Source organism: Lentzea californiensis, assembly GCF_024648825.1.
Lineage (GTDB): Bacteria > Actinomycetota > Actinomycetes > Mycobacteriales > Pseudonocardiaceae > Lentzea > Lentzea californiensis.
The window spans coordinates 974,953-1,000,177 of sequence record NZ_JANBBE010000001.1; the positions used below are offsets into that span (position 1 = coordinate 974,953).

At 67.5% G+C, this 25,225-nt stretch carries 23 protein-coding genes, 3 tRNA genes and 1 pseudogene; 14 read left to right on the forward strand and 13 right to left on the reverse strand.

What is annotated here, in order from left to right:
• Nucleotides 1-29 precede the first annotated feature (29 nt).
• From LX88_RS05165 to LX88_RS05195, 7 genes and pseudogenes are all read left to right on the forward strand, one after another.
• Nucleotides 30-563 (forward strand): DciA family protein, encoded by a 534-nt coding sequence (locus LX88_RS05165; RefSeq protein ID WP_090072009.1) that lies wholly within the window; start codon nucleotides 30-32, stop codon nucleotides 561-563.
• Between the two features lie 227 nt (nucleotides 564-790).
• A complete protein-coding gene (gene gyrB, locus LX88_RS05170; RefSeq protein WP_258946665.1) occupies nucleotides 791-2,761 on the forward strand; it encodes a DNA topoisomerase (ATP-hydrolyzing) subunit B in 1,971 nt (656 codons plus the stop codon).
• Nucleotides 2,762-2,810: 49 nt separating this feature from the next.
• Nucleotides 2,811-5,354 carry a DNA gyrase subunit A gene (gyrA, locus tag LX88_RS05175; RefSeq protein WP_258946666.1) on the forward strand — a complete coding sequence of 848 codons (2,544 nt, stop codon included), beginning with the start codon at nucleotides 2,811-2,813 and terminating at the stop codon, nucleotides 5,352-5,354.
• 388 nt (nucleotides 5,355-5,742) lie between these two features.
• On the forward strand, nucleotides 5,743-6,360 hold the full coding sequence (locus LX88_RS44755; protein ID WP_258947611.1) for a DUF3566 domain-containing protein: 618 nt from the start codon (nucleotides 5,743-5,745) through the stop codon (nucleotides 6,358-6,360).
• Between the two features lie 73 nt (nucleotides 6,361-6,433).
• Nucleotides 6,434-6,507 (forward strand) — tRNA-Ile (locus LX88_RS05185).
• 196 nt (nucleotides 6,508-6,703) lie between these two features.
• A pseudogene (locus LX88_RS05190) lies at nucleotides 6,704-6,823 on the forward strand (DLW-39 family protein); the annotation flags it as partial.
• Between the two features lie 40 nt (nucleotides 6,824-6,863).
• Nucleotides 6,864-6,936, forward strand: a tRNA-Ala gene (locus LX88_RS05195).
• A 66-nt stretch (nucleotides 6,937-7,002) separates the two neighbouring features.
• Here the strand turns inward: LX88_RS05195 and LX88_RS05200 are convergent.
• Entirely contained in the window at nucleotides 7,003-7,395 is a 393-nt protein-coding gene (locus tag LX88_RS05200) for a DoxX family protein (protein ID WP_090072012.1), read from the reverse strand.
• A 109-nt stretch (nucleotides 7,396-7,504) separates the two neighbouring features.
• On the opposite strand from LX88_RS05200, the gene LX88_RS05205 reads away from it, so the two are divergent.
• Complete coding sequence (locus tag LX88_RS05205; protein ID WP_258946667.1) at nucleotides 7,505-8,038, forward strand: DUF2020 domain-containing protein; 534 nt, start codon at nucleotides 7,505-7,507, stop codon at nucleotides 8,036-8,038.
• Nucleotides 8,039-8,114: 76 nt separating this feature from the next.
• On the opposite strand, the gene LX88_RS05210 is transcribed toward LX88_RS05205, so the two are convergent.
• Nucleotides 8,115-8,681, reverse strand: coding sequence for a hypothetical protein (locus tag LX88_RS05210; RefSeq protein WP_258946668.1), 567 nt, complete (start codon nucleotides 8,679-8,681; stop codon nucleotides 8,115-8,117).
• 93 nt (nucleotides 8,682-8,774) lie between these two features.
• Between LX88_RS05210 and LX88_RS05215 the strand changes: the two genes are divergently transcribed.
• Both LX88_RS05215 and LX88_RS44170 read left to right on the forward strand, forming a co-directional pair.
• The gene (locus LX88_RS05215) at nucleotides 8,775-9,323 is read left to right on the forward strand and encodes a peptidylprolyl isomerase (protein WP_245983841.1); all 549 of its coding nucleotides are present in this window, start codon (nucleotides 8,775-8,777) and stop codon (nucleotides 9,321-9,323) included.
• On the forward strand, nucleotides 9,320-10,237 hold the full coding sequence (locus LX88_RS44170; RefSeq protein ID WP_258946669.1) for a rhomboid family intramembrane serine protease: 918 nt from the start codon (nucleotides 9,320-9,322) through the stop codon (nucleotides 10,235-10,237). The genes LX88_RS05215 and LX88_RS44170 overlap by 4 nt, the downstream gene beginning before the upstream one ends.
• 7 nt (nucleotides 10,238-10,244) lie before the next feature.
• Here the strand turns inward: LX88_RS44170 and LX88_RS05225 are convergent, their stop codons facing one another.
• Together LX88_RS05225 and crgA are read right to left on the reverse strand one after the other, a co-directional pair.
• Nucleotides 10,245-10,640: a PH domain-containing protein gene (locus tag LX88_RS05225; RefSeq protein WP_258946670.1), complete on the reverse strand. Its 396-nt coding sequence runs from the start codon at nucleotides 10,638-10,640 to the stop codon at nucleotides 10,245-10,247.
• 234 nt (nucleotides 10,641-10,874) lie between these two features.
• Complete coding sequence (gene crgA, locus LX88_RS05230) at nucleotides 10,875-11,141, reverse strand: cell division protein CrgA (protein WP_030465604.1); 267 nt, start codon at nucleotides 11,139-11,141, stop codon at nucleotides 10,875-10,877.
• Nucleotides 11,142-11,353: 212 nt separating this feature from the next.
• On the opposite strand from crgA, the gene LX88_RS05240 reads away from it, so the two are divergent.
• Complete coding sequence (locus LX88_RS05240) at nucleotides 11,354-12,550, forward strand: class E sortase (protein ID WP_308203422.1); 1,197 nt, start codon at nucleotides 11,354-11,356, stop codon at nucleotides 12,548-12,550.
• Nucleotides 12,550-12,705, forward strand: coding sequence for a hypothetical protein (locus tag LX88_RS05245; protein ID WP_258946671.1), 156 nt, complete (start codon nucleotides 12,550-12,552; stop codon nucleotides 12,703-12,705). The genes LX88_RS05240 and LX88_RS05245 overlap by 1 nt, the downstream gene beginning before the upstream one ends.
• A 110-nt stretch (nucleotides 12,706-12,815) precedes the next feature.
• On the opposite strand, the gene LX88_RS05250 is transcribed toward LX88_RS05245, so the two are convergent.
• Together LX88_RS05250 and LX88_RS05255 are read right to left on the reverse strand one after the other, a co-directional pair.
• Nucleotides 12,816-13,040 (reverse strand): hypothetical protein, encoded by a 225-nt coding sequence (locus tag LX88_RS05250; RefSeq protein WP_258946672.1) that lies wholly within the window; start codon nucleotides 13,038-13,040, stop codon nucleotides 12,816-12,818.
• Between the two features lie 130 nt (nucleotides 13,041-13,170).
• The gene (locus LX88_RS05255; RefSeq protein WP_258946673.1) at nucleotides 13,171-14,514 is read right to left on the reverse strand and encodes an FAD-dependent oxidoreductase; all 1,344 of its coding nucleotides are present in this window, start codon (nucleotides 14,512-14,514) and stop codon (nucleotides 13,171-13,173) included.
• Nucleotides 14,515-14,591: 77 nt separating this feature from the next.
• On the opposite strand from LX88_RS05255, the gene LX88_RS05260 reads away from it, so the two are divergent.
• Entirely contained in the window at nucleotides 14,592-15,233 is a 642-nt protein-coding gene (locus tag LX88_RS05260; RefSeq protein WP_258946674.1) for an aminodeoxychorismate/anthranilate synthase component II, read from the forward strand.
• A gap of 57 nt (nucleotides 15,234-15,290) precedes the next feature.
• Here the strand turns inward: LX88_RS05260 and pknB are convergent, their stop codons facing one another.
• The 7 genes from pknB to LX88_RS05295 are packed head-to-tail and all read right to left on the reverse strand — an operon-like array spanning nucleotide 15,291 to nucleotide 24,984.
• Complete coding sequence (gene pknB, locus LX88_RS05265) at nucleotides 15,291-17,291, reverse strand: Stk1 family PASTA domain-containing Ser/Thr kinase (protein WP_258946675.1); 2,001 nt, start codon at nucleotides 17,289-17,291, stop codon at nucleotides 15,291-15,293.
• Between the two features lie 55 nt (nucleotides 17,292-17,346).
• Nucleotides 17,347-18,852, reverse strand: a complete 1,506-nt coding sequence (locus tag LX88_RS05270; RefSeq protein ID WP_258946676.1) for a serine/threonine-protein kinase — start codon at nucleotides 18,850-18,852, stop codon at nucleotides 17,347-17,349.
• Nucleotides 18,852-20,324, reverse strand: coding sequence for a peptidoglycan D,D-transpeptidase FtsI family protein (locus LX88_RS05275; protein WP_258946677.1), 1,473 nt, complete (start codon nucleotides 20,322-20,324; stop codon nucleotides 18,852-18,854). The genes LX88_RS05270 and LX88_RS05275 overlap by 1 nt, the downstream gene beginning before the upstream one ends.
• Nucleotides 20,321-21,793, reverse strand: a complete 1,473-nt coding sequence (locus tag LX88_RS05280; protein WP_258946678.1) for an FtsW/RodA/SpoVE family cell cycle protein — start codon at nucleotides 21,791-21,793, stop codon at nucleotides 20,321-20,323. Before LX88_RS05280 ends, LX88_RS05275 begins: the two co-directional genes overlap by 4 nt.
• A 3-nt stretch (nucleotides 21,794-21,796) precedes the next feature.
• Nucleotides 21,797-23,218 (reverse strand): PP2C family protein-serine/threonine phosphatase, encoded by a 1,422-nt coding sequence (locus LX88_RS05285; RefSeq protein ID WP_258946679.1) that lies wholly within the window; start codon nucleotides 23,216-23,218, stop codon nucleotides 21,797-21,799.
• The gene (locus LX88_RS05290; RefSeq protein WP_030465595.1) at nucleotides 23,215-23,676 is read right to left on the reverse strand and encodes an FHA domain-containing protein FhaB/FipA; all 462 of its coding nucleotides are present in this window, start codon (nucleotides 23,674-23,676) and stop codon (nucleotides 23,215-23,217) included. The genes LX88_RS05285 and LX88_RS05290 overlap by 4 nt, the downstream gene beginning before the upstream one ends.
• Nucleotides 23,677-23,727: 51 nt before the next feature.
• Complete coding sequence (locus LX88_RS05295; protein ID WP_258946680.1) at nucleotides 23,728-24,984, reverse strand: FHA domain-containing protein; 1,257 nt, start codon at nucleotides 24,982-24,984, stop codon at nucleotides 23,728-23,730.
• 127 nt (nucleotides 24,985-25,111) lie between these two features.
• Between LX88_RS05295 and LX88_RS05300 the strand changes: the two genes are divergently transcribed.
• Nucleotides 25,112-25,194 (forward strand) — tRNA-Leu (locus tag LX88_RS05300).
• The last annotated feature ends 31 nt before the right edge of the window (nucleotides 25,195-25,225 follow it).

A 25,225-nucleotide genomic window follows, 5' to 3' on the forward strand; every position in this document is an offset into this window, starting at 1 on the left:
GTGTGGATAACTCCGTCACAAATCCGGACTTGTCCACAGGTTCATTCACACCTGAGGGTGAGCAGCTCAAGGGTTCGGACCTCGCCCGAGCTGCTCTGGAGGCTGCGAAAGCGGCGGCGAAGGCCCGTGGACGGGTGCCGGGGAGCAAGTCGCAGGGCCGTCCGGTCAACCGCCGCCGGCGTCGCTGGTCGGGCGCGGGCCCGGACGACCGAGACCCCCAGCCGCTCGGCCGGATCGCGTCCAGGATCGCGGCGGACCGCGGCTGGGTCGAGCAACTCCAGGGTGGCCAGGTCTTCGGTCGTTGGGCAAAATTAGTAGGTGAGGACGTCGCCGAGCACGCGACACCGATCGCTCTCAGTGACGGGGAACTGACGGTCCAGGCGTCGTCGACGGCGTGGGCCACCCAGCTGCGCCTGCTGCAGCGCGAGCTGATCAAACGGATCGCCGCGGGTGTGGGCAACGGCGTAGTCAAAAGGCTCAAGATCAAGGGACCGGACGCTCCCAGCTGGCGACACGGCCCCAGGCACGCGCCTGGGCGCGGTCCGCGTGACACCTACGGGTGAGGTCCTGTCAAGGGCTCAGCGGCGATTCTGTGGCGCAACGAGTGTTCACCTGCGGATTTGAACCCCCTTTTCAGCGGTCCTGACCCGTCTGATGGCGCTTGAGGCGCTCTGTGACCGAATCAAAGGTGTCCTTGACCCCGTTCTGTCGGGGTGCACCGGTAGAATCACAGAAGCGTCACCCATCACCGTGCGGGTCCTGCCCGCATCAGCGAGGAGACTCCAGGCCCGTGTCAGCTAAGAAGAATGAGTACGGCGCGTCCTCGATCACCGTCCTCGAAGGCCTCGAGGCAGTGCGCAAGAGGCCGGGCATGTACATCGGCTCGACCGGCGAGCGCGGTCTGCACCACCTGGTCCAGGAGGTCGTGGACAACTCCGTCGACGAGGCGATGGCCGGATACGCGACGAAGGTCGACGTCACCCTGCTGGCCAACGGCGGCGTCCGGGTGATCGACGACGGTCGCGGCATCCCGATCGACATGCACCCGGTGGAGAACGTGCCGACCGTCGAGGTCGTCATGACCAAGCTGCACGCGGGCGGCAAGTTCGACAGCGACTCCTACGCGGTGTCCGGCGGCCTGCACGGCGTCGGCATCTCCGTGGTGAACGCGCTGTCCACCGCCGTCGACCTCGAGATCAGGCGCCAGGGTCACGTCTGGACCCAGCGCTACGAGGCCTCCAAGCCCGCGCACGAGCTGCGCCAGGGCGAGGCGACCGACGAGACCGGCACCACGACCACGTTCTGGGCCGACCCGGAGATCTTCGAGACCACGACGTACAACGTCGAGACGATCGCGCGCCGCCTGCAGGAAATGGCGTTCCTCAACAAGGGGATCACCATCATCCTGCGCGACGAGCGGGTCTCGGAGGAGGACGAGGAAGCCGACGCCGAGGGCCACCAGGCCGCGGTGAAGGAACGCGTCTACCACTACCCGGGTGGTCTGGAGGACTTCGTCCGCCACATCAACCACACGCGCGAAGCGGTGCACCAGAAGGTCATCGCGTTCGAGGCGAAGGGCCAGGACCTCGAGGTCGAGGTCGCGATGCAGTGGAACACCGGCTACACGGCCTCGGTCTACACCTTCGCGAACACGATCAACACGCACGAGGGCGGCACGCACGAAGAGGGCTTCCGCGCCGCGTTGACGCGCGTCGTCAACGAGTACGCGCGTGAGAAGAAGCTGCTCAAGGAGAAGGACACCAACCTCACCGGTGACGACATCCGCGAGGGTCTCGCCGCGATCATCTCGGTGAAGTTGAAGGAGCCCCAGTTCGAGGGCCAGACGAAGACCAAGCTGGGCAACAGCGAGGCCAAGTCGTTCGTGCAGAAGTCGACGAACGAGCACCTGGCCGACTGGTTCGAGCGCCACCCCAACGAGGCGAAGACGATCGTCAGCAAGGCGGTCTCGTCGGCGCAGGCCCGCATGGCCGCGCGCAAGGCCCGTGAGCTGGTCCGCCGCAAGGGCGCGCTGGACATCGGCGGCCTGCCGGGCAAGCTGAAGGACTGCCGCTCCACCAACCCGGAGGAGTGCGAGCTCTACGTCGTCGAGGGCGACTCCGCCGGCGGCTCGGCCAAGGAAGGCCGGGACTCCATGTACCAGGCCATCCTGCCGATCCGCGGCAAGATCATCAACGTGGAGAAGGCGCGCATCGACCGCGTGCTGAAGAACAACGAGGTCCAGAGCATCATCACGGCTCTGGGCACCAGCATCCACGAAGAGTTCGACCTGTCGAAGCTCCGCTATCACAAGATCATCATGATGGCGGACGCCGACGTCGACGGTCAGCACATCCGCACGCTGCTGCTGACGCTGCTGTTCCGCTTCATGCAGCCGCTCATCGAGCACGGCCACGTCTACCTCGCGCAGCCGCCGCTTTACAAGATCAAGTGGCAGCGCATCGAGCCGGAGTACGCCTACTCCGACCGCGAGCGCGACGGCCTGATCAGGGAAGGTCTCGCGGCGGGCAAGAAGCTCGGCAAGGAAGACAACATCCAGCGCTACAAGGGTCTCGGCGAAATGAACGCCGAGGAGCTGTGGGAGACCACGATGGACCCGGCGAACCGGGTGCTCCTCCAGGTCACCATGGACGACGCCGCCACCGCCGACGAGCTGTTCAGCGTGCTCATGGGTGAGGACGTCGAGGCGCGCCGCTCGTTCATCACGCGCAACGCCAAGGACGTGAAGTTCCTGGACGTCTGAGTCCGGTCCCTTCTAGACATCCACGGCTGGCGAAGAGGAAAGAAGAACCGTGACTGAGACGACCCTTCCGCCGGAGCACGACCGCACCGAGCCGGTCGACATCCAGCAGGAGATGCAGAACTCCTACATCGCGTACGCGATGAGCGTCATCGTCGGCCGGGCACTGCCGGACGTGCGTGACGGACTCAAGCCCGTGCACATCCGCGTGCTCTACTCGATGTTCGACTCGGGCTTCCGGCCGGACCGCGGCTACAACAAGTGCGCCCGCGTCGTCGGCGACGTGATGGGCAACTACCACCCGCACGGCGACTCGTCGATCTACGACGCGCTCGTGCGGCTCGCCCAGCCGTGGGCCATGCGGTACCCGCTGATCGACGGCCAGGGCAACTTCGGCTCGCCGGGCAACGACCCGGCCGCCGCCATGCGCTACACCGAGTGCCGCCTGACCCCGCTGGCCATGCAGATGCTCGCGGACATCGAGGAAGAGACCGTCGACTTCCGCGACAACTACGACGGCCGCATCCAGGAGCCGACGGTCCTGCCGTCCCGCATCCCCAACCTGCTGATCAACGGCAGCTCGGGCATCGCGGTCGGCATGGCGACGAACATCCCGCCGCACAACCTCCGCGAGGTCGCGTCGGGCGTGGTGTGGGCGCTGGACAACTGGGAGGCCTCCGACGAGGAGACCCTCGAAGCCGTCATCGAGCGGATCAAGGGCCCGGACTTCCCGACGCACGGCCAGATCCTCGGCAACTCGGGCATCCAGGACGCGTACCGCACCGGCCGCGGCTCGGTGAAGATGCGCGCGGTCATCGAGGTCGACGAGGACGCCAAGGGCCGCACGATCCTGGTCGTCACCGAGCTGCCGTACCAGGTCAACCCCGACAACCTCGTCGAGAACATCGCCGCGCTCGTGCGCGACACGAAGCTCACGGGCATCTCGAACATCGCGGACGAGTCGAACAGCCGCCGCGGCATGCGCATCGTGGTCACGCTCAAGCGCGACGCGGTGGCGAAGGTCGTGCTGAACAACCTCTACAAGCACACCCAGCTGCAGTACTCGTTCGGCGTGAACATGCTGGCGCTGGTCGACGGCGTGCCGCGCACCCTGCGGCTCGACCAGATGATCCGCCACTACGTGAAGCACCAGATCGAGGTCATCGTCAGGCGGACCAGGTTCCGCCTGCGCAAGGCCGAAGAACGAGCACACGTGTTGCGCGGTCTGGTCAAGGCGCTCGACCACCTCGACGAGGTCATCGCGTTGATCCGCCGGTCGCAGACGCCGGACATCGCGCGCACGGGCCTGATGGAACTGCTCGACGTCGACGAGATCCAGGCGAACGCGATCCTGGAGATGCAGCTCCGCCGCCTCGCGGCCCTGGAGCGCCAGAAGATCATCGACCAGCTGGCCGAGATCGAGGTCGAGATCGCGGACCTCAAGGACATCCTCGCGAAGCCGGAGCGCCAGCGCGCCATCGTGCGCGACGAGCTCATGGCCATTGTGGACAAGTACGGCGACGACCGGCGCACGGAGATCATCCCGTTCGACGGCGACGTGTCCATGGAGGACCTGATCGCGGTCGAGGACGTGGTCGTCACGATCACGCGCACCGGCTACGCGAAGCGCACCAAGACCGACCTCTACCGGGCGCAGAAGCGCGGCGGCAAGGGCGTGCAGGGCGCACAGCTCAAGCAGGACGACATCGTCGCGCACTTCTTCGTGTGCTCGACGCACGACTGGATCCTGTTCTTCACGAACAAGGGCCGTGTGTACCGCACGAAGGCGTACGAGCTGCCCGAGGCGAACCGCAACGCCCGCGGCCAGCACGTCGCGAACCTCCTCGCGTTCCAGCCGGAGGAGGAGATCGCACAGGTCATCCAGATCAAGAACTACGAGGTGTCGCCGTACCTCGTGCTCGCCACCCGCAAGGGCCTGGTCAAGAAGTCGAAGCTGACCGACTTCGATTCCAACCGATCGGGTGGTCTTATCGGCATCAACCTCCGTGAGGACGACGAGCTGGTCGGAGCGGTGCTCTGCTCGGCGGACGACGACCTGCTCATGGTCTCCGCCGACGGCCAGTCGATCCGCTTCCACGCCACCGACGACGTGCTCCGCCCCATGGGACGTGCCACGTCAGGCGTGCAGGGCATGCGGTTCAACGCCGATGACGAGCTGCTTTCCGTCGGTGTCGTCCAAGAGGGTCTGTTCGTTTTGGTCGCGACGGACGGTGGGTACTCGAAGCGAACGCCCATCGAGGACTACCCGGTCCAGGGGCGTGGCGGCAAGGGTGTGCTGACCATTCAGCACGACCGTCGTCGTGGCAGGCTGGTGGGTGCGCTCATCGTCGACGTCGACGACGAGCTCTACGCCATCACCTCGAGCGGCGGGGTCATCAGGACTCGGGCCGAGCAGGTGCGCAAGGCTGGACGGCAGACGAAGGGCGTGCGGCTGATGAACCTCGGCGAGAGCACCACTTTGATCGCCGTCGCACGCAACGCGGACGAGCCCAGCGACGTCATCATCAGTGAGGCGTCTGCCTCGGAGGACTCTGCCGCTGACGAGGCAGTCACCCCCACCGACTCGGCTGAGTAGTCGGCATCGCTAGCGAGAGGTCAAGGACAAGCTCGTGACTCCACCCGAGAACCGCGAAGGTCGGGACGCGGACAAAACCGCGGTGATCACCAAACCGACTCCGCAGAACTCCGCGCAGAAGCCGGCGGAGAAGAAGGCGGACTCGGCTGCGGCCTCCGGTTCCTCGGGTGGAACCGCGCAGGACAAGACCAAGCCCGTGTCGGCGGAGAAGGCGTCCGACGCCGTACCCGCCCAGGAGAAGCCGGCTGCGGCCACTCCTGCACCGACCGCCACGCCGACCCCGGCTCCTGCGGAGGAGAAGACGGCCTCGCTCGGTGGCGCCACTCCGGCACCCGCGCCCGTCGCCGACGAGCCGGTCGTCGTCTCGACGCCGCCGCCCTGGCAGCGAGTGACGAACGACACGGAAACCGCCCAGAGCGACGCCACCGAGACGTACGTGGCTCCGGGCGCACCGCCCGTCCCGTCCGCCGCGGAACCGGCCCCGGCGTTCCCGCAGACCGACCCGGACACCGTCAAGGTGCAGAAGCCCTTGGTCACGGGCTCGGCCGTGCCGGTCGGCCTGGGCAGCAGCCGCACGTCGGTGAACATGGGCAACAGCGGGGCCCGCCCCGCCGCGTCCAGCCCGTCGGCCCGCCGCCCCGGCCGTGGCCCGCGTCGCGCCTCGCTCCAGGTGAAGCGCGTCGACCCGTGGTCGGTGCTCAAGCTCGCCCTGGTGCTGGGCGTCGCACTGTTCTTCGTCTGGCTCGTGGCGGTCGGCGTGCTCTACGGCGTCCTGCACGGCATGGGCGTCTGGGACAAGATCAACAGCACCGCGAACGACCTGCTCCAGGCCAACGAGCCGGGCGAACCGTTGATCAGTGCCGGCCGCGTCTTCGGCGTCTCGGCGATCATCGGCGCGGTCAACATCGTGCTGTTCACGGCCCTCGCAACCGTTGGCGCGTTCGTCTACAACGTGTCCGCGGATCTGGCCGGCGGTTTGGAGTTGACGCTCTCCGAGCGTGAGTGACCCCCGATTTGGGAGCGGCGAGGACGATCCTGTAAGGTTCTCCTCGTCGCCCCAAGGGGTGACGGTTGATCGAGGGCCTATAGCTCAGGCGGTTAGAGCGCTTCACTGATAATGAAGAGGTCGGAGGTTCAAGTCCTCCTAGGCCCACTCGATTCGGGGCTTACCGTGTAGGCGGAATGCGCCTACCTTTTCCGAATCATCGTTCCTCATCTGGGGGCCAAGCCCCCAGACCCCCGGCCGGGGGCAAGTCCCCGGAACCCCCATCATGTGATCACTCGGCAGCCGCCGTTGTGCTGTAACGTGGTGGGGTCGTTGGGTTTTCGGTCTTTGGGAGGGATTCGAAGTGGCTAAGAAGATCATCGCACTCGTCGTGGTCGCCGGTGCGGTTCTGTTCTTCGTCAAGCGCAGCCGTTCGGCCAAGGCCGACGCGGACCTGTGGCGCGAGGCCACCGCTCCCACCGACTGATCTTTGCTCTGACGGGCGGCTCGCCGCCCCTAGGCAAGGGGACGTAGCTCAATTGGCAGAGCACCGCCTTTGCAAGGCGGGGGTTAGGGGTTCGATTCCCCTCGTCTCCATCCGCTTTCACCGAAGCCCTGTTCGCGCCGTTGCGAACAGGGCTTCAGTGCATTCCGCACATCACGTCACGCCGAGGCGAGCGACTTCTTCGGCGCCTTGCGCAGGGCGTCGATGCTCCACGCGCCGGCACCTGTGAACGCCAGCAACAGGAACGCCCACGAGTAGATCGCCGCGAGCTCGCCGCCGTTCTCGATCGGCAGCAGCGCCTTCGGCTGGTGCACCACGAAGTAGGCGTAGGCCATGGCGCCGGAACTGAGCAGTGCGGCCCAGCGCGTCCACAGTCCGATGACGATGAGACCGCCGCCGATCAGCTCGATGAGGGCCACGGGGCCGGACGGCCACGAGAGCAGGTCGACTCCCTTGGACAGCTTCTGGACGCCGTGGAACACGAAGAGCAGACCGATGATGATGCGGAAGAGCGCCAGGGCGTGCTCTCGTCGTTGCTCCAGGAACTCCATGATCGGGTCCTTCCAGGGCGGGGATACAGGGGCAAAGGCACAAAAGGTATGGACCAATTTAGAGTGTCCCGCTAGAGGCGCTTTTGGTATCTGGTTGACTGTTGCCCCTATGAAACGAGCACTGCTGCTGCCCCTGCTCGGCGTCCTCGCCGCATGCGGCACCCCCGTCGCCCAGGACGTGCCGGTTCCCACGACCCAGCCCCAGCAGGTCACGACCACTACCAGCGCGGCTCCGACAGTGCCGCCCGCGCCCCAGCCCGCTAACGACGGCACGTGCCCGTACCTGGCGACCGGTTTCGTCGCGGAAGCCAACGGACAGCGCGTACCCAAAGTGAAACTGTCAACGGACGAACCTCACCCAGCGTGCTTTTTCTACGCCACCGCAACTGAGGTCCAGTTGACCGTGCAGGTCTACGTGGGGGACCAGGGCGTCGCGAAGCTCATCGTGAACAAGGCGGCTCCGGACGGTTCACAGCCCGCGAACTCGCCCACCGGCTGGGCCGGAGGGTACGTGAGCAGTGAGACCGGCGTCGTCTACGCCGTGGCGAAGGGCGACGCCGCTGTGGTCGTCACGAGCAACCAGAAGCAGTCGATCAAGGCCCGCCGCATCGCCGAAGAAGCGATCAAGGGCCTGAAGATCTAGACGCACAAAACACCGCCCCCGCGCGAAAATGCACGGGGGCGGTGGAGAATACGACGAGCGTCAGCGGTCGCCGTACTTACTTGATCGGCTCCTTCTGGGAGGGCACCTGCCCGTTGAGGACGGGCTCCGCGTGCGGAACCTGGTCCTCGTCCTGCAGGTGGACCTCCTGCGGCCGCCGCGTCATCGCGACGTAGCCAGCCGCCGCGGCCGCGACCAGGAGACCGAGCACCCACGGCCAGCGGCGACGCTTCGGTGCGTCCGCACCGAGCTGGGCCGCGGCCTTGCGGATCTCCTTGGCGCGCACCTTGGCGTCCTTGCGCGCGCTCTTCGCCGCCTTCTTGACTTCCTTGCGCACGACCTCGGCCTTGCCCATGAGGTCGGAGCGCGTCTGTGCGCTCTTCTTGGCGAGGCGCTTGCGAGAGCGACGCGTCTGCTTCTCCCAGTCCTCGGCCTTGCCCATGAGCGTGTCAGCCCGCTCGACGAGTGCGCCGCGAACCTGATCCGCCGTGATGCCACGTTCGGCAAGCTTGACCTCAGCGACGTGACCAGCGCGAACGACACCCTGACGCGCGGCCTTCAGACCGGTGCCGACAGCCTTGCCAACGTTCTCGCCGGCTCGGGTCATGACGTCCACCTCGTCCATCTCTGCTCCACGGTTTGTCGTCCGGTGATGTCATAGAGGTACCCATCGTGCCCCTTTCTGAACATGTCCGCCCGTGGATGGCACGATAGGGTGGTGGCTGACAGCAACGAATCCTTCGTCGGGACCAAGGTGACGGCGACCCTGCACACCACGCAGGGCGACATCCGCATCAACCTGTTCCCCGACCACGCCCCCAAGACGGTGGCGAACTTCGTCGGGCTCGCCGAGGGCACGAAGACCTACACCGAGGCGAACGCGAGTGGCACGAAGACGGGTCCGTTCTACGACGGCACCCTCTTCCACCGCGTCATCGCGGGCTTCATGCTCCAGACCGGCGACCCGACCGGCACCGGTCGCGGTGGCCCCGGCTACCGCTTCGCGGACGAGTTCAACTCCGAACTGCAGTTCAACAAGCCCTACCTGCTCGCGATGGCGAACGCCGGGCCCAACACCAACGGCTCGCAGTTCTTCGTGACCGTGGCGCCGACGACGTGGCTGAACTTCAAGCACACGATCTTCGGTGAGGTCGCCGACCAGGAGTCGCGCAACGTCGTCGACGCCATCGGCGGCACCACGACCGGTGCGGGCGACCGTCCGGTCAACGACATCAAGATCGAGCGGATCACGATCGAACGCGCGTGAGCAACGCCCCCGTGCCACCGGACGGGCCGATCGGAGCGCAGCCGGACATCCCGGTCTGCGCACGTCATTCCGATCGGCCCACCCGGCTGCGCTGCAGCAGGTGCGACCGTCCGGCGTGCCCTGACTGTCTGCGCGACGCCTCGGTCGGCATGCAGTGCGTCGACTGCGTGAACGAGGGCGCCCGTACGGTCCGCCAAGCCCGCACGTCCGCGGGAGCGGTGGTCTCCACCGGCCGCCCGATCATCACGCAGGTGATGATCGCGCTCAACGTGCTCGCGTACGTGGCCACGGTCGTCCAGTCCGGCAGCCCGATGAACAACTCGCGGGCAGGCCTGTTCACCGCGACGTCGATGATTCCGGAACTCACCGCCAACGGTGAGTGGTGGCGAATCCTCACGTCGGGGTTCATGCACTTCGGCCTGATCCACCTCGCGCTCAACATGGCCGCGCTCTTCGTGGTCGGCCCGGTGGTCGAGCAGGAGCTGGGCAAGCTGCGGTACAGCGCCGTCTACTTCCTGTCGCTGCTCGGCGGCAGTGCGGCGGCGTTCTTCTTCGGCACCGTCTGCCAGCAGCTCGCCGGAGCGTCCGGCGCGGTGTTCGGCCTGATGGGCGCACTGCTGATCGTGTTCAAGCGGCAGAAGCGGGACATCTCGACGATCCTCGTGGTCGTCGGCATCAACCTGGTGTCGAACCTCTTCACCAACGCCTCGCTGCTCGGGCACCTCGGTGGGTTCGTGATCGGCGGCCTGCTGACGCTCGCCCTGGTCAAAGCGCCCACGAAGAACCGCAACGCCTACCAGATCGGCGCTGTGGCGGCGGCCGCGTTGTTGCTCGGGGTCATGTTCGTGCTGCGTGCCTCCCAACTCGACACGGCGGCCGAAGTGATCCTGGAATACGCCAGGACCTGCCGCTAGAACCGGTTCACGGCCGCAGTGCGTGCAGCACTCCGGCGACTTCTTCGGGATCGGCGCCGAGGTCCATCCTCGTGAGCACCACGAGACGGTCTTCGGCGTCGAGTTCCAGCGTCTGCTGTTCCCTGCCGAGCCGGCGGGTGATCTGCAGCTTGACCTTCACCTCGTGCCAGGGCAGCTGCGTCCTGCCCGTCAACCCGCGCACGGTGAGGCCGTCGGCGTCCGCGGTGAGCCTCGGCCGCGCGACCGAGAAGAACAGGGCGAAGAAGGTGACCATCAGCGTCACCAGCCCGATGAGGAGACGGCCTGCGTTGTCGTCGGCGGTGATCGTCGCGACGGCGAAGGCGCCGACAGCCAGCCACGTGGCGGCGACCTGCGCGGCGGGAGGGGACCAGGTTCGAGTCACACTGTCGAGTGTCCCGCATGAATTGTGGACAACCGAACGGGTCCGCATGAGGGAAAACCGTCGCTTGTGCATTTTGGTGCAAAGTTGTCCACAGGACTTGTCCCCAATGGGGATGACTTACAGCCATGTGCTTCGGTGACGCTCGGATGAACCAGGTGAAGCCGGGACGAACAAAGGTCGGCCCGGACGCGTGACGTTCGGGCCGACCAGTACGAACGGTGACGTGCCGAGCGCTCAGCGCCAGCGCATCGTCATCAGCAGGCCGATGATCATCAGCGCGAAGCCGATGGCGAAGTTCCACGCGCCCAGCTCGAGCATGAACGGGATCTTCTCGGCCGCGATGTAGTTGACGACCAGCCACGCGAGGCCCAGCAGCATGAAGCCGAGCATGACAACGACGTAGACCGGGTGAGACGGCCCCGCTGCCTTGACCTTGACCGGCGTGCGGCGGTCAGTGGGTGCGGTGTAGACCGCCTTCTTCCGGACCTTCGACTTGGGCATGCTGTCCTCGCCTGACGTGGATATCCGTGAGTGACGCGAGTTTACGTGCACTACTCAGTAGACACGTTAACGTAGCGACGGTGGTCAGCGAACCATCCTTGTAGACGCAGTTGTTTTCAGTTCACAGTCCGCGCGGAGGTTCTCAGGTGAACTCGGGACCCCAGCAGCCGCCTCCACGGCGTCCTGTACCTCGTCGTGATGACGTGCAGCACGTGCGGGCCACACCGGCCCCCCACGCCGTGCCGCCGCCCGAGGCGACGCAGTTCACCAGTGCTTTCTCCGGAAGCCTGCCCCCGAACGCCCAGCAGCGCCCGCCCTTCCCCGGCCCGCCGCCGGGCACGCCCGCCCGCGGCATGCCCCAGCCGGGCCGCCCGGTGCCGCCTGCTGGAATGCCGCCTGCTGGAATGCCACCTCCCGGAACGCCGCCGGGCGGAATGCCCCGCAGGCCGATGCCGATGCCGCCGTCGCGTCCCCGCCCGGTCGAACCGCCCACCGAGGTGATCCCGCGCGTCGAGGACGACTACGACGACGAGTACTACGACGATGACGAGTACTACGACGACGAGCCCGCGGCGAAGGACGTCCCGCCGCCCGACAGCATGGCGCGCAAGGCCGTGCGCGGCGTCGGCGAAGCCCTCATCACGATGGGCCTGGTCGTCCTGCTGTTCGTCGTCTACGAGGTCTACGTGACCGACCTGCTCTCCGCGGAGAAGCAGCAGGACGCGACCGCCGCGCTCGACTCCGAATGGAGCTCGAACGTCGTCACGCCGCCCCCGGCCGACCCGAACCGCAAGTCGCAGCTGAACCTCATCGAGGGCAAGGCCTTCGCGAAGATGTACATCCCGGTCTTCGGCAACGACTGGAAGTTCTCCGTCGTCGAGGGCACCACGGACAAGCACCTCGAAATCGGCCCCGGCCACTACAAGGACACCGCCCAGCCGGGCGAGGCGGGCAACTTCTCCATCGCCGGCCACCGCGTGGGCAAGGGCGCACCGTTCAACGACCTCGACCTGCTCCAGTCCTGCAACTCGATCGTCGTGCAGACCCAGACCCAGTGGTTCGTCTACCGGGTGCTGCCGATGAAGAGCGAGGTCGCCGGCTGGGCCTCGAACCCGAAGTCGAAGGAAGCAGCGTGCGCCGGCGTGGCCCCGCTGTCGACGACGCTCGGCGACGCCTACGCGAAGACCGTCGGCCAGGAGATCGTCGTGCCGACCCAGGGCGAGGTCATCGCCCCCATCCCGCACCAGGTGGGCGCCACCGTGCCCGCCGACAAGCAGGCAAGGTTGCTCACGCTGACGACCTGTCACCCGCGCTTCTCCGACAAGCAGCGCCTGATCGTGCACGCCATCGAGACCAAGAGCTACCCGGTGGCCGACGGCTTCGCGCCGCCCGAGATGACGGAGGGCTGATGTACGGCTGGATCTGGCGGCACCTGCCGGGCCCGCTGTTCCTGCGGGTCGTCGAGGCCGTCGTGCTGGTCGCCGGCATCGTCGCGCTGCTGATGTTCGTGGTGTTCCCGTGGGCGGAGCCGAAGCTGCCGTTCAACAACGTCACCACCCAGTGAGCCGTGCCTCGGCGAACCCTCGTTCAGGTCGCCCGACCGGATGCCGGGCGCCGCGGGAACCGAAATCTCGCCACCGTCGCGGGCGAACCACCAGGAAGCCTGCTGCTGGGTCATCGGCTCGACGCCGAGTTCGACGAGCAGTTGCTCGCCAGCTGCGCTGCGTCGGCGGTGTACGTGGACTTCGGGCAGGCGCCGGCCAGCTCGACCACGGCAGGTGTGTCCACTACGGCGACGAGCAGGTCGCACGCGAGCCAGATCGCGTCCTCGGTCGACACGCTGAGACCGGCAAGGTCGGCGTTGAGGCGCAGCAAACGGTTGCGGAGCTCGGCGTTCACGGATCAAGTGTCCGCACGGGCGCGACCGGAATATGTGAAGCCGCCACCGCGCGAACACGCGATGGCGGCTTCATCGGGGAACGGCGCTCACGCCGCTCAAGCCCAGCCGCTCAAGCCCAGCCGCTCAAACTCAGCCGTTCGAAATCGCGGTCATCTCCTCGCGAGACACGACCTTCACGCGCTCACGGCCGTGCGCCGCACCGAGCGCGATCTCGTGCGCGTCGAGCCGGCCCCAGCCCTCGTTGGTCACGAACGGCACGCCGCGCTGCTCCAGGAACTCGACCACTGCCTCGGGCGACGGCGACGTGGCTTGGGGGAGTGCGGCGGCGTCCTCGAGGAGGCTGGTGACGGTCTCCAGGGCGTCGCCCTTGGTGTGGCCGATGAGGCCGATCGGGCCTCGCTTGATCCAGCCGGTCGTGTAGACGCCGGGCATGGGGACCTCGTCGAGGTCCAGCACACGGCCGGCGTGGTGGGGGATCGTGCCCGAGACGTGGTCGAACGGGAGGTCGGCCAGGTGCGTCGAGAGGTAGCCGACGGCGCGGTAGACGGCCTGGACGTCCCAGTCGGTGAAGACGCCGGTGCCTCGGACGTTGCCGTCGCCGGTCAGTTCCTGGGTTTCGGTGCGCAGGCCGGTTACGCGGTCGGTGCCGAGCACCTCGACCGGGGCCTCCAGGAAGTGCAGGTGCAGGCGGCGCTGGCGGGTGCCGACGTCGCGGATCGCCCACTCCTGGAGGGTCTTCACGATCATCTCGACCTGCTTGTTGGTCCTGATCGCGTGCATCGAGGCCTCGTCGAACTCGATGCCCTCGGCGTGGACGATCACCTCGACGTTCGGCGAGTGGTCGAGTTCGCGCAGTTCCAGCGGCGTGAACTTGGCCTGGGCCGGGCCGCGGCGGCCGAAGACGTGCACGTCCGTGACCGGAGACGACGCCAGGCCCTGGTAGACGTTTTCGGGGATCTCGGTCACCAGCAGTTCGTCGGCGGTCTTGGCCAGGATGCGGGCCACGTCCAGGGCGACGTTGCCGACGCCGAGCACCGCGACGGACCGGGCCTCCAGCGGCCAGGTGCGAGGGACGTCGGGGTGGCCGTCGTACCAGGACACGAAGTCCGCGGCGCCGTAGCTGCCGGGCAGGTCGATGCCGGGGACGTCCAGAGCGCGGTCGGCCGAGGCGCCGGTGGAGAAGATGACGGCGTCGTAGAACTGGCGCAGGTCGTCGAGCTTGATGTCGACGCCGTACTCGACGTTGCCGAAGAAGCGGACCGACGGCCGGTCGAGCACCTTCTGCAGGGCCGTGACGATGCCCTTGATGCGCGGGTGGTCGGGTGCGACGCCATAGCGGACGAGGCCGTAGGGCGCCGGCAGCTTCTCGAAGAGGTCGATCTGCGCGTCGACGTCGGACTTGGTCAGGATGTCGGCGGCGTACACGCCCGCCGGTCCAGCGCCGACGACCGCGACGCGCAAGGAGCGACTCATGACACCTATTTTAGGATAGCCTTACCTCAACGTAGACGAGAGCTAACTCACTCGACTCGACCGACTAGGCTCTCTTCATGCGCGTGCTCGTGGTCGACAACTACGACAGCTTCGTCTACAACCTCGTTCAGTACCTGGCTCAGCTGGGTGCCGAGTGCGTCGTGCGGCGCAACGACGAGGTGGACCTCGACGAGATCGGCAAGGTCGACGGTGTCCTCGTCAGCCCCGGCCCCGGTACACCGGAGCGTGCGGGCGCGAGCATGGACGTCATCAAGAAGTGTGCCGACACCGGCAAACCCGTTTTCGGCGTGTGCCTCGGCCACCAGGCCATCGGTGTCGTCTGGGGTGGCACGGTGGATCGCGCGCCCGAGTTGCTGCACGGCAAGACGAGCATCGTCTTCCACGAGGGCAAGGGTGTGCTCGCCGGCGTGCCGCAGCCGTTCATCGCTACGCGCTACCACTCGCTGACGGTGCTGCCGGAGACGATCCCCGCAGAGTTCGAGGTCACCGGCAAGACCGAGACCGGCATCGTGATGGGCATGCGCCACAAGGAACTCCCGGTCGAGGGTGTGCAGTTCCACCCCGAGTCGGTGCTGACCGACGGCGGCCACCGGATGCTCGCGAACTGGCTGAAGGTCTGCGGCTTCGAGGTTCCCGAGTCCACGGTCGCGACGCTCGAGAACGGCATGCGCACGCTCGCCGCGGCCGCTCGCTTCTGACGAAAGACGAAAGGGGCGGCTTCCCAACGGAAGCCGCCCCTTTTCACGTTCCGCGGATCAGCTGCCGCCGATCCCGAGCTGGGCCACGGTGACGTTCACCGCGGTGCCCCGCGTGATCGAAGTGCCCTTGGCGATCTGCTGCGTGAGCACCTTGTCGCGCTTCGACGGGTCGGTGTTCTGGACCTTCTCGACGTTGAAGGAACCGTTCCAGCCCAACGCCCTGAGCTTCTGCTCGGCTTCCCTCTGCTCCAGGCCGACGAGGTCCGGCATCTCGAGCTGGTTGCCCTTCGAGACCGTCAGCGTGACCGCCGTGCCCTTGTCGACCTTGCTGTTGGCCTGCGGGTTCTGCGTGAGCACGGTGCCCTCGGGCTTGGCACTGTCGACCGGGGTGATGACGACCTTGAAGCCGGAACCCTCCAGGGTCTGGCGGGCGTCGGCCTCGTCGTCGCCCACCACGGACGGCACGTTCACCCGGTCCGGCGCCTTGCCGAGCTGGATGGTGATCGTGCTGCCCTTCTTCTGCTTCACGCCGACGTCGGGGGTCTGCGCCGCGACCTTGTTGGCCTTGGACGCGTCGTCGACCTCGATCGACTCGCCCTGCGCCAGCTTGAAGCCGTTGGGGTCCTTGTCCAGGATCTGCTGGGCCTCCGCGGCGGTCTTGCCCTTCAGATCAGGCACGACGCCCTCACCGGGAAGCGCGCCGATGGAGATGGTGACCTTGGTGCCCTTGGTCAGCGAGGAGCCCTCGGCCGGGTCGGTGCCGATCACCTTGTTGATCTGGTCCGCCGTGCACTTCGGCGCGGCGCCGGCCGGACCCGGTTCGCAGGGAACGCTTTCCTGGGCCGGCACGAGACCCGCCTTGGTGATCTTCTCCTTGGCTTCGAGCGCGCTCAGACCGATGACCGACGGAACGGACGCCTGCTCCGGCGCCGCGTTGTCGTCGCCCATCAGGTTCGTGGTGATCCACGCGGCGAGACCGAGCACGGCCACGCACAGGATCACCACGAGCGTGATCATGATGGCCTTCTTGCGCCGCGCGCGACGTTCTTCTTCCTCGTCGGCGATCGGGTCGTAGTCGTCGTCCGGCTCCGACTTCAACGCCGCCGGGCGGTGCCTTCCGCCGGACACGACCTGCGTGCGTGCGGGACGCGCCGCCGCCTGCTCGTTCATCACGGCGGTGCGGTCCTCGGCCGTCATCACGGCGGGCGCGGACGGACGCTGACCCGACAGCACGCGCACCAGGTCGCCGCGCATCTCCGCAGCCGACTGGTAGCGGTTCGCCGGACCCTTCGACATCGCCTTCAGCACGATCGCGTCGAGCTGCGGCGACACCTTCGGGTTCAGCTGCGACGGGGCCTTCGGGTCTTCGCGCACGTGCTGGTACGCGACCGCGACGGGCGAGTCGCCGGTGAACGGGGGCTCGCCGGTGAGCAGTTCGAACAGCACGCAACCGGCCGCGTAGACGTCGGAACGGGCGTCGACGGACTCGCCGCGCGCCTGCTCCGGCGACAGGTACTGGGCCGTGCCGATGACGGCGGCGGTCTGGGTGACCGCGGCCTGGCCGTCGTGCAGCGCGCGGGCGATGCCGAAGTCCATCACCTTCACGGCGCCGGACTTCGTGATCATCACGTTCGCCGGCTTCACGTCGCGGTGGATGATGCCGTGCCGGTGGCTGAAGTCGAGTGCGGCCGAGACGTCGGCCATGACCTCCATCGCGCGCTTGCCCGACAGCGGGCCCTGCGTCTTCACGATGTCGCGCAGCGTCCGTCCGTCGACGAACTCCATCACGATGTACGGCAACGGGCCGTACTCGGTCTGCGTCTCACCTGTGTCGTAGACGGCGACGATCGCCGGGTGGTTCAGGGCGGCGGAGTTCTGCGCCTCACGCCGGAATCGTTCCTGGAACTGGGAGTCACGGGCGAGGTCGGCCCTCAGCACCTTGATCGCCACGTCTCTGCCGAGGCGGACGTCCCGCCCCTTGTGGACCTCGGACATGCCGCCGTACCCGAGAGTCTCACCCAGTTCGTAGCGGTTTGAGAGCAGTCGCGGAGTGCTCATCGGTGCTTCGTCCCGCTCCTCGTCGACGGTGTTCCGAACTCGGTTCTGGTCTTGCTCATGGCGCGCACGTCACCTTCACCTGCGAGCCGACCGGCACCTCGCCTGTAGGCGCGATGGCGGTGACCCGGCACTTCTTCAAGTCGCCCGGAGCTGTGCCCTGCGCGCTTTGCACTTGCGGCTCCAGGCCGTGGTCGATCAGGTCGATGCTGACCGCGTCGCCGGAACGACCGATGTAGTCGTCCTCGTTGATCCGCATCGGCTGACTGCCCGGTATCCGGTCAGCGGAGTCGGGCTTTGCCTGACCGCTCGCCGGGGCGTTCGGGTTCGCCGTGCTGGACGTCGTCGGCCGGCCGCCTTGCCCGGTGCCGCCATTGTCCTTGATGGTCAGCTTCCACAGAACTACCACGCCGACCACCAGCAGCACAGCCACCAGGAAAGCGACCATAACCCAGGCGACGGTCCGGTTTCTCGCCGCCGGTGTCGGCATGGGGGTGAACGTTCCGGTCTGGTGCGCCTGCTGCATCCCGGTCTGGTGCGCGGGCTGCATAGTCGGATGGGTACCGGGACGGTGCTGTCCTCCGGGGTGGTGCGCCATCTGCGGTGGAATCGACAGCGGCTGTGACACCTGCGGCGGAGGCGGAGGCTGTGGTGCCTGCACGATCTGCTGCTGCTGCTGCTGCTGCGGAATCACCTGGGGCATCGTGAACCCGGACGGCGTCGGCAGCGGCTGGCCCACCCGCACCGCGCTGACGGCGGCGGCGAACTCCCCGCCGGTCCGGTAGCGCTGCCTCGGGTCCTTCACCAGCGTGGCCTCGATCAACGCCCGCGCACCCGGCGGGACGTCCGGCGGCAACGGCGGCGCGATGTCGCGGATGTGCATCATCGCGACCGTCACCGCGTTGTCCGAGAGGAACGGCCGATGACCGGCCATGCACTCGTAACCACACACTGCCAACGAGTAAACGTCGCTCGCCGGTTCGGCCTCGCCGCCAAGTGCCTGCTCAGGGGCGATGTAGTGAGCGGTGCCCATCACCATGCCGGACCGCGTCACGGGTGCCGCGTCCACGGCCTTCGCGATGCCGAAGTCGGTGATCTTCACCTTCCCCGACGGCGTGACCATGATGTTGCCGGGCTTCACGTCGCGGTGCACGAGCCCGCGTTCGTGGGCCGCCTGCAACGCGTTCCCGGTCTGTTCCAGCAGGTCGAGCGTCACGTCGGCGGTCAGCCGGCCCCGGGAGATGATCGTCGCGAGCGGTTCGCCCTCGACGAGTTCCATCACCAGGTACGCCGTGTCCTCCGGCCCGTCCGCGACCGACGCGGTCTCGCCGTAGTCGTGCACCGACGCGATGCCGGGGTGGTTGAGCGACGCGGTCATCCGCGCCTCGACGCGGAACCGGTGCAGGAACTCGGGATCTCCGGAGAGCTCCGCCTTGAGCACCTTCACCGCGACACGGCGGTCGAGCCTGTCGTCCGCCGCTTCCCAGACCTCGCCCATGCCACCGACCGCTATCCGCCTGCTCAGGCGGTAGCGGTCGGCGAGGAGCTGGCCCTTGGTCAGCATCAGCGGCCTGCCAGGTACGCGTTCATCACGGCGCGCCCGATCGGAGCGGCGACCTTGCCACCGGTGGCGCCCAGCCCGCGGTCGCCACCGTCCTCCACGATGACCGCGATCGCGATCTCCGGCTTCTGGGCCGGCGCGAACGCGATGTACCAGGCGTGCGGGTTGAACTTCGTCACGTCGGAACCGTGCTCGGCGGTGCCGGTCTTCGACGCTACCTGCACGTTCTGCAGGCGGCCCTCGCCACCGGTGTTGACCTCCGACTGGATCATCATGTCGCGCAGGGCGTTGGCGTTGGCCGTGCTCATCGCGGTCTCGACCTGGTCCGGCTCGGTGTCGTCGATCGACTTCAGGTCCGGGCCGAGGATCTTCGACACCAGGTACGGCTGCATGCGCTTGCCGTTGTTCGCGATCGTCGCCGCGATCACCGCGTTCTCCAGCGGGGTGATCTGCACGTCGCGCTGGCCGATGCCGGTCTGGTAGAGCGCCGCGTCGTCCGGGATCGGACCGAGCGTCGAGGTCTCGACGACCAGCGGCACCGTGAGGTCCGGGTCGTTGAAGCCGAACTTCTCGGCCTGGCGGCGCAACTTGTTCGCGCCGAGCTGGCCCGCCATCTCGCCGAACGCCGTGTTGCACGACTTGGCGAGCGCGGTCTCCATCGACACCGTCTCGCCGGGGCCGCACGGGGTGCCGTTGAAGTTCGGCAACGGGGTCTGGCTGCCGGGCAGCGTGATCGAGCCCTTGGCGGTGTACTGCGTGTCCTTGTTCTTGCCGTCGGCCAGTGCCGCGGCGGCGACGAGGACCTTCAACGTCGAGCCGGCCGGGTACAGGGCCTGCGTCGCGCGGTTGACCAGCGGGTCGCCCGAGTCCTTGGCGGTGAGCTGCTTCCACGCCGCCGCCTGCTCGTTCACGTCGTGGCTCGCGAGCAGGTTCGGGTCGTAGGACGGCGTGCTCGCCATCGCGAGGATCTCGCCGGTGTCCGGCTTGATGGCGACGACCGAGCCGGTGAAACCCTTCGCCGTCAGCTGGTCGTACGCGGTCTGCTGCACCTTGGAGTTCAGGGTGAGCTGCACGTTGCCGCCGACCGGGTCACGACCGGTGATCAGCGCGGAGATGCGGCGCGTCAGCAGCCTGTCGTCCGAGCCGTTGAGCAGGTCGTTCTCGGCGCGCTCCATGCCGGAGGTGCCGTACGTGACGGACAGGTAGCCGGTGACGGGCGCGTAGGCCTGACCGCTGTTGTAGGTGCGCAGGTACCGGAGACGGTCAGTCGTCTCCTTGACGTCCGCGATCACCGTGCCGTCGGCGACGGTGATGAGACCGCGTTTGCGGGCGTACTCGTCGAGCAGCACCCGGCGGTTGTAGGCGTTCTTGCGCCACTCGTCGGCGTTGATCACCTGGACCCACGTGGCGTTGCCCAGCAGGAGCAGGATCATCACCATCATGGCCATGCCGACGCGGCGGAGCGGTGTGTTCATTTGGGACGCTCCACCATCACAGTGTGCTGGTCGGCGATAGCCGGTTGTTGCGGTTTCGGCTTCGCGACCCGCTGCGGGGCCCGCGCCGCCGCAGAAATTCGCAGTAGCAACGCGACCAGGATGTAGTTCGCGAGAAGTGAGGAACCGCCGTAGGACAGGAACGGCGCGGTGATACCCGTCATCGGGATCAGCTTGGTGACGCCGCCGACGACGATGAAGACCTGGAAGCAGACCGCGAACGCGAGACCGCCGCCCAGGAGCTTGCCGAAGCTGTCGCGCACCGAGATGGCGCCGCGCAGGCCGCGCAACGCGAAGACCATGTAGACCAGCAGCAGCGCCGCGAAGCCGACGAACCCGAGCTCCTCGCCGATCACGGCGGTGATGAAGTCGGTGTTCGCCTCGGGGATCATCTCCGGCCGACCGGCGCCGAGACCGGCACCGCCGATGCCGCCGGTCGCGAGACCGAACAGCGACTGCGAGATCTGGTACCCGCCGCCGATCATGTCGTAGCGGGCGATCGGGTCCTGCCAGTTCGCGACGCGCTGCTGCACGTGGTTGAAGAGCTTCCACGCGATGACGGCGCCGCCGGCGAACAGGCCGAGACCGAGCACGACCCACGCCGCCCGTTCGGTGGCGATGTAGAGCAGCACGAGCACGATGCCGAAGAACAGCAGTGAGGAACCGAGGTCCTTCTGCAGCACCATGACCGCGACCGTGACGCCCCAGGCCGCGAACAGCGGGCCCAGGTCGCGGGCGCGGGGCAGGTCCATGCCGAGGAACCGGCGCCCCGCCACCGTGAAGAGGTCCCGCTTCGACACGAGGAACGCGGCGAAGAAGACCATCAGCAGGATCTTGGCGAACTCACCCGGCTGCAGCGACAGCGGTCCGATGCGCAGCCAGATCTTCGCGCCGTTGATCGTCGGCGCGATGAAGCCGGGCAGCACACCGGGGAGCAGCAGCGCGACCAGTCCGACGAGGCCGAACGTGTAGCCGAAGCGCGCGAGCATCCGGTGGTCCGGCAGGAACTTCAACGTGGCCGCGAACATCAGCAACCCGATGCCGGTCCAGATGACCTGCTTGAACGCCACCGGGTCCCACGTGGAGCCGTCCGGGAAGACGGTGCCCTCCAGGGCCAGGTCGATCCGGTGGATGACCACCAGTCCGAGCCCGTTGAGCAGTGCGACGCACGGCAGGATCGCCGGGTCGGCATAAGGCGCCCACCTGCGCACGGCGAGGTGGGCGCAAGCGAAGAGTCCGAGGTACGCGAGACCGAGGTAGAGGATCCTCAGGCTCAGCGAGCGTTCCTGGTTCAGTTCGACCAGGATCAGCGCCAGCGTCACGAGACCGGCGGCGAACGACAGCATCACCAGTTCGGTGCCGCGTCGCGTCGGCGCCTTCAGCCCCGGCGACGTGTTGGTCGCCGCCGACGCGCCTGGTGAACCTTCCCCGGCGGGGACGGGCGAGCCCATCAACTACGGACCCTCCCGGCATTCCACACCCGGCTTTTGCTGGGAGGGGGTGAGCGAAGGCTCGGTGGAACCGGTCTCCGGGTTCGGAGAGCCGTTGGCGGGCGGCGTGCTCGGCGTGCTGGACGGAGTGCTCGGCGTCGTCGACGGCGTCGACGGCGCCGAGCTGGTCGACGAGGTGTCCTTGCACAGCGGCAGCATGTGCTCCGTGCGCAGCAACCGGACCGCGGCACGGGCGCCGTCGAGTCCGTTGTCGCTGCGGATGCCCGCGGTGATGGTCTTCCGGCCGGCTTCCTGCAGGTCGTTCAGTGTGATCGGAGTGCAGCCCGTGGATCCGGGCGGGCACGAGTCCTCGACCTTGGACGACAGCTTGAAGCCGAGCACCGAGCCGTTCAGGCCGCGGAAGATCGCGACCTGGCCGGTGTCGGTGGCACCGACGTAGAACTGGGTGTTGAGCCACAGCTTGCCGCCGACCGCCACGACACCGGTCAGCAGGAGGAGCACGAAGATGATCGCGAACGCCTTGATGGCGTTGCGCTTCTTGCGCTTCGGGTCCTGCGGAGGTGGTGGCGGTGCGTCCATCCGCTGCGGCATCGGCGGGCGCTGCTGCGTGAGCGCGCTCGCCCGCGACGCCGCGGAGTCGGGCGGGGTGTTGTGCTCCTCGCTGCCGTCGCCGGCCGCGCCACCGAGGATCGGGTAGTCGTCGCCGAAGTCGACGTCCTGGACGTCCGCCACGATCACCGTGACGTTGTCGGGGCCGCCGCCCTTGAGCGCGAGCTCGATCATCCGGTCCGCGCAGGCCTGCGGGTCGGGGATGCGGATCGCCTCGTCGAGCGTCTCCAGGGTCACGACGCCGGAAAGACCGTCCGAACAGAGCAGGAACCGGTCGCCGACGCGCGCTTCGCGCACCGTGAGGCTGGGCTCGAAGTCGTGCCCGGTGAGTGCGCGCAGCAGCAACGAGCGTTGCGGGTGCGTGGCGGCCTCGTCCGGGGTGATCCGGCCCTCGTCGATCAACGACTGGACGAACGTGTCGTCGTGCGTGATCTGCGCGAAGGAGCCCTCCCTCAGGAGGTAAGCGCGCGAGTCGCCGATGTGCACGAGTCCGAGCCGGTTGCCCGCGAACAGGATGGCCGTGAGCGTGGTGCCCATGCCCTCCAGGTCCGGGTCGCTCGTCACGAGCTCGGAGATGGCGCCGTTGCCACTCGCGACCGCGTCGCGCAGCTTGCCGAGGAGGTCGTCGCCGGGCTCGTCGTCGTCGACGTGCGCCAGCGAGGCGATGACCACCTTGCTCGCGACTTCACCGGCGGCGTGGCCACCCATGCCGTCGGCCACTGCGAGCAGGCGGGGACCCGCGTACACGGAGTCCTGGTTGTTGGCGCGAACCAGGCCCCTGTCGCTGCGGGCCGCGTATCGAAGAACCAAGGTCATGAGCGCAGCTCGATCACCGTTTTGCCAATGCGGATCGGGGTGCCGAGAGGTACGCGCAGGGGTGCGGTGACCTTGGCTCGGTCTAGGTAGGTGCCGTTCGTGGAACCGAGGTCCTCCACGTACCAGTCGGTACCGCGCATGGACAGCCGCGCGTGCCTGGTCGACGCGAAGTCGTCGTCCAGCACGAGGGTGGAGTCGTCAGCGCGGCCGATCAGGATCGGCCTGCCGTCGAGCGAGATGCGGGTGCCTGTGAGCGCCCCGTGGGTGACCACGAGTTGCCGAGGTGCCTTGCTTCCCCTCGCCGACTTCTCGGACCTCCGGAATCCGGGCAGACCTGATGCCCGGAGCCCTGAGGCTGCGTAAAGATCAGAGCGGACCACACGTAGGGCGGCCAGCACAAAGAGCCAGAGGAGCACGAGAAAGCCCGCTCTGGTCAGCTGCATCACCAGCTCTGGCACCGGTTGTAACCGCTCCTGCCTTGAGTTGCTTACCGACGCCCGTATCGACCTCTAGCCCGCGGTGCGGAAGACCAGTGACGAGTGGCCGATGCGGACGACGTCGCCCTCCGCGAGCTGCCAAGTCTGCACTGGCGTGCCGTTCACCGTGGTGCCGTTTGTCGAACCGAGATCAGCGAGCATCGCATTCTGCCCGTCCCACGAGATTTCCAGGTGGCGCCTGGAGACTCCGGTGTCCGGGAGGCGGAAGTCGGCTTCCTGCCCACGACCTACGACGTTTCCACCCTGCTTCAGGTTGTACGTCCGGTTGGATCCGTCGTCGAGGTGCAGCGTCGCGTTGAGCTGACGGTTCGCGCCCTGGGTGGCCGGCGGGGCGTATCCGCCCTGGTTGTAGCCCTGGTCGTAGCCGCCCTGCTGGCCGTAGCCCTGCTGCTGGCCGTAACCCTGGTCATAACCGCCGGCGGGCTGCTGGCCGTAGCCCTGGTCGTAACCGCCGCCCTGCTGGCCGCCGGCGTAACCCTGGTCGTAGCCCTGCTGGCCGTAGCCCTGCTGCTGGCCGTAACCCGCCGGGTCCTGGCCGTAGCCCTGCTGCTGGCCGCCGCCGTAGCCCTGGTCGTAGCCCTGCTGCTGGCCGTAACCCTGGTCGTAGCCGGTGGCGGGCTGCTGGCCGTAGCCCTGGTCGTAGCCCTGCTGCTGGCCGTAACCCTGCTGGCCGTAGGCCGGGTCCTGTCCTGGTTGGCCATAACCCTGCTGCTGGCCGTAACCCTGCTGGTCATAGCCCTGCTGCTGGTCGTAGCCCTGCTGGCCGTAGCCGCCCTGACCATAAGGGTCCTGGGCGGGCTGGCCCTGTCCTTGTCCGTAGCCGGGAGGCTGGCTCATGGGTCGGTCTCCTGCGGTGCGAGGTGGTGCTGACCGTCGGCTGGCCGCTTTCACGTCGGGGTCGACGGACGAGCTGGTTCGGAACTGTCCGGTGTGCAGCGCCTCGGAGCGCTCCAGGGAGACTACGACGTCACCATAGGTATCCCATCCGGACTCGGCCAGGTGCTCTCGCAGGCCCTCTGCGAGAAGCTGTGTGATGCGTAGTTCATCCTGCTCGTCGCCCGCAAGTCGTTCGTGGTCCTGAGGCCCGAGCAGCACCTTGTAGTGGTTGGGGGCTAGCAGTCTGCCACCCGCGAGCTCGCGGATGTTGCTGTCACCCTCCCGATGCAGTGCCTGTGCCACCTCTTGGGGCACGACGCTGCCGCCGAACACGCGCGCGAAGGTGTTGCCGACCAGACCCTCGAGCTTGCGCTCGAAGCGTTGCAGGCCCATGTCGACTCCTTCCGTTCGTGCCGATCGGCCCGGGCTCCTGTGCCGATCGTATCCGGGTGCGACCAGCCCTACAGGGGGCGATTAGGAACCTGGTTTGGACGCGTGCTAGTGTTTCCAACGTCTCCAGGGGCAAGTGGCGGAATGGCAGACGCGCACGGTTCAGGTCCGTGTGTCCGAAAGGACGTGGGGGTTCAACTCCCCCCTTGCCCATCGAAAGACAGATGGAACCCCCCTCGCGAAA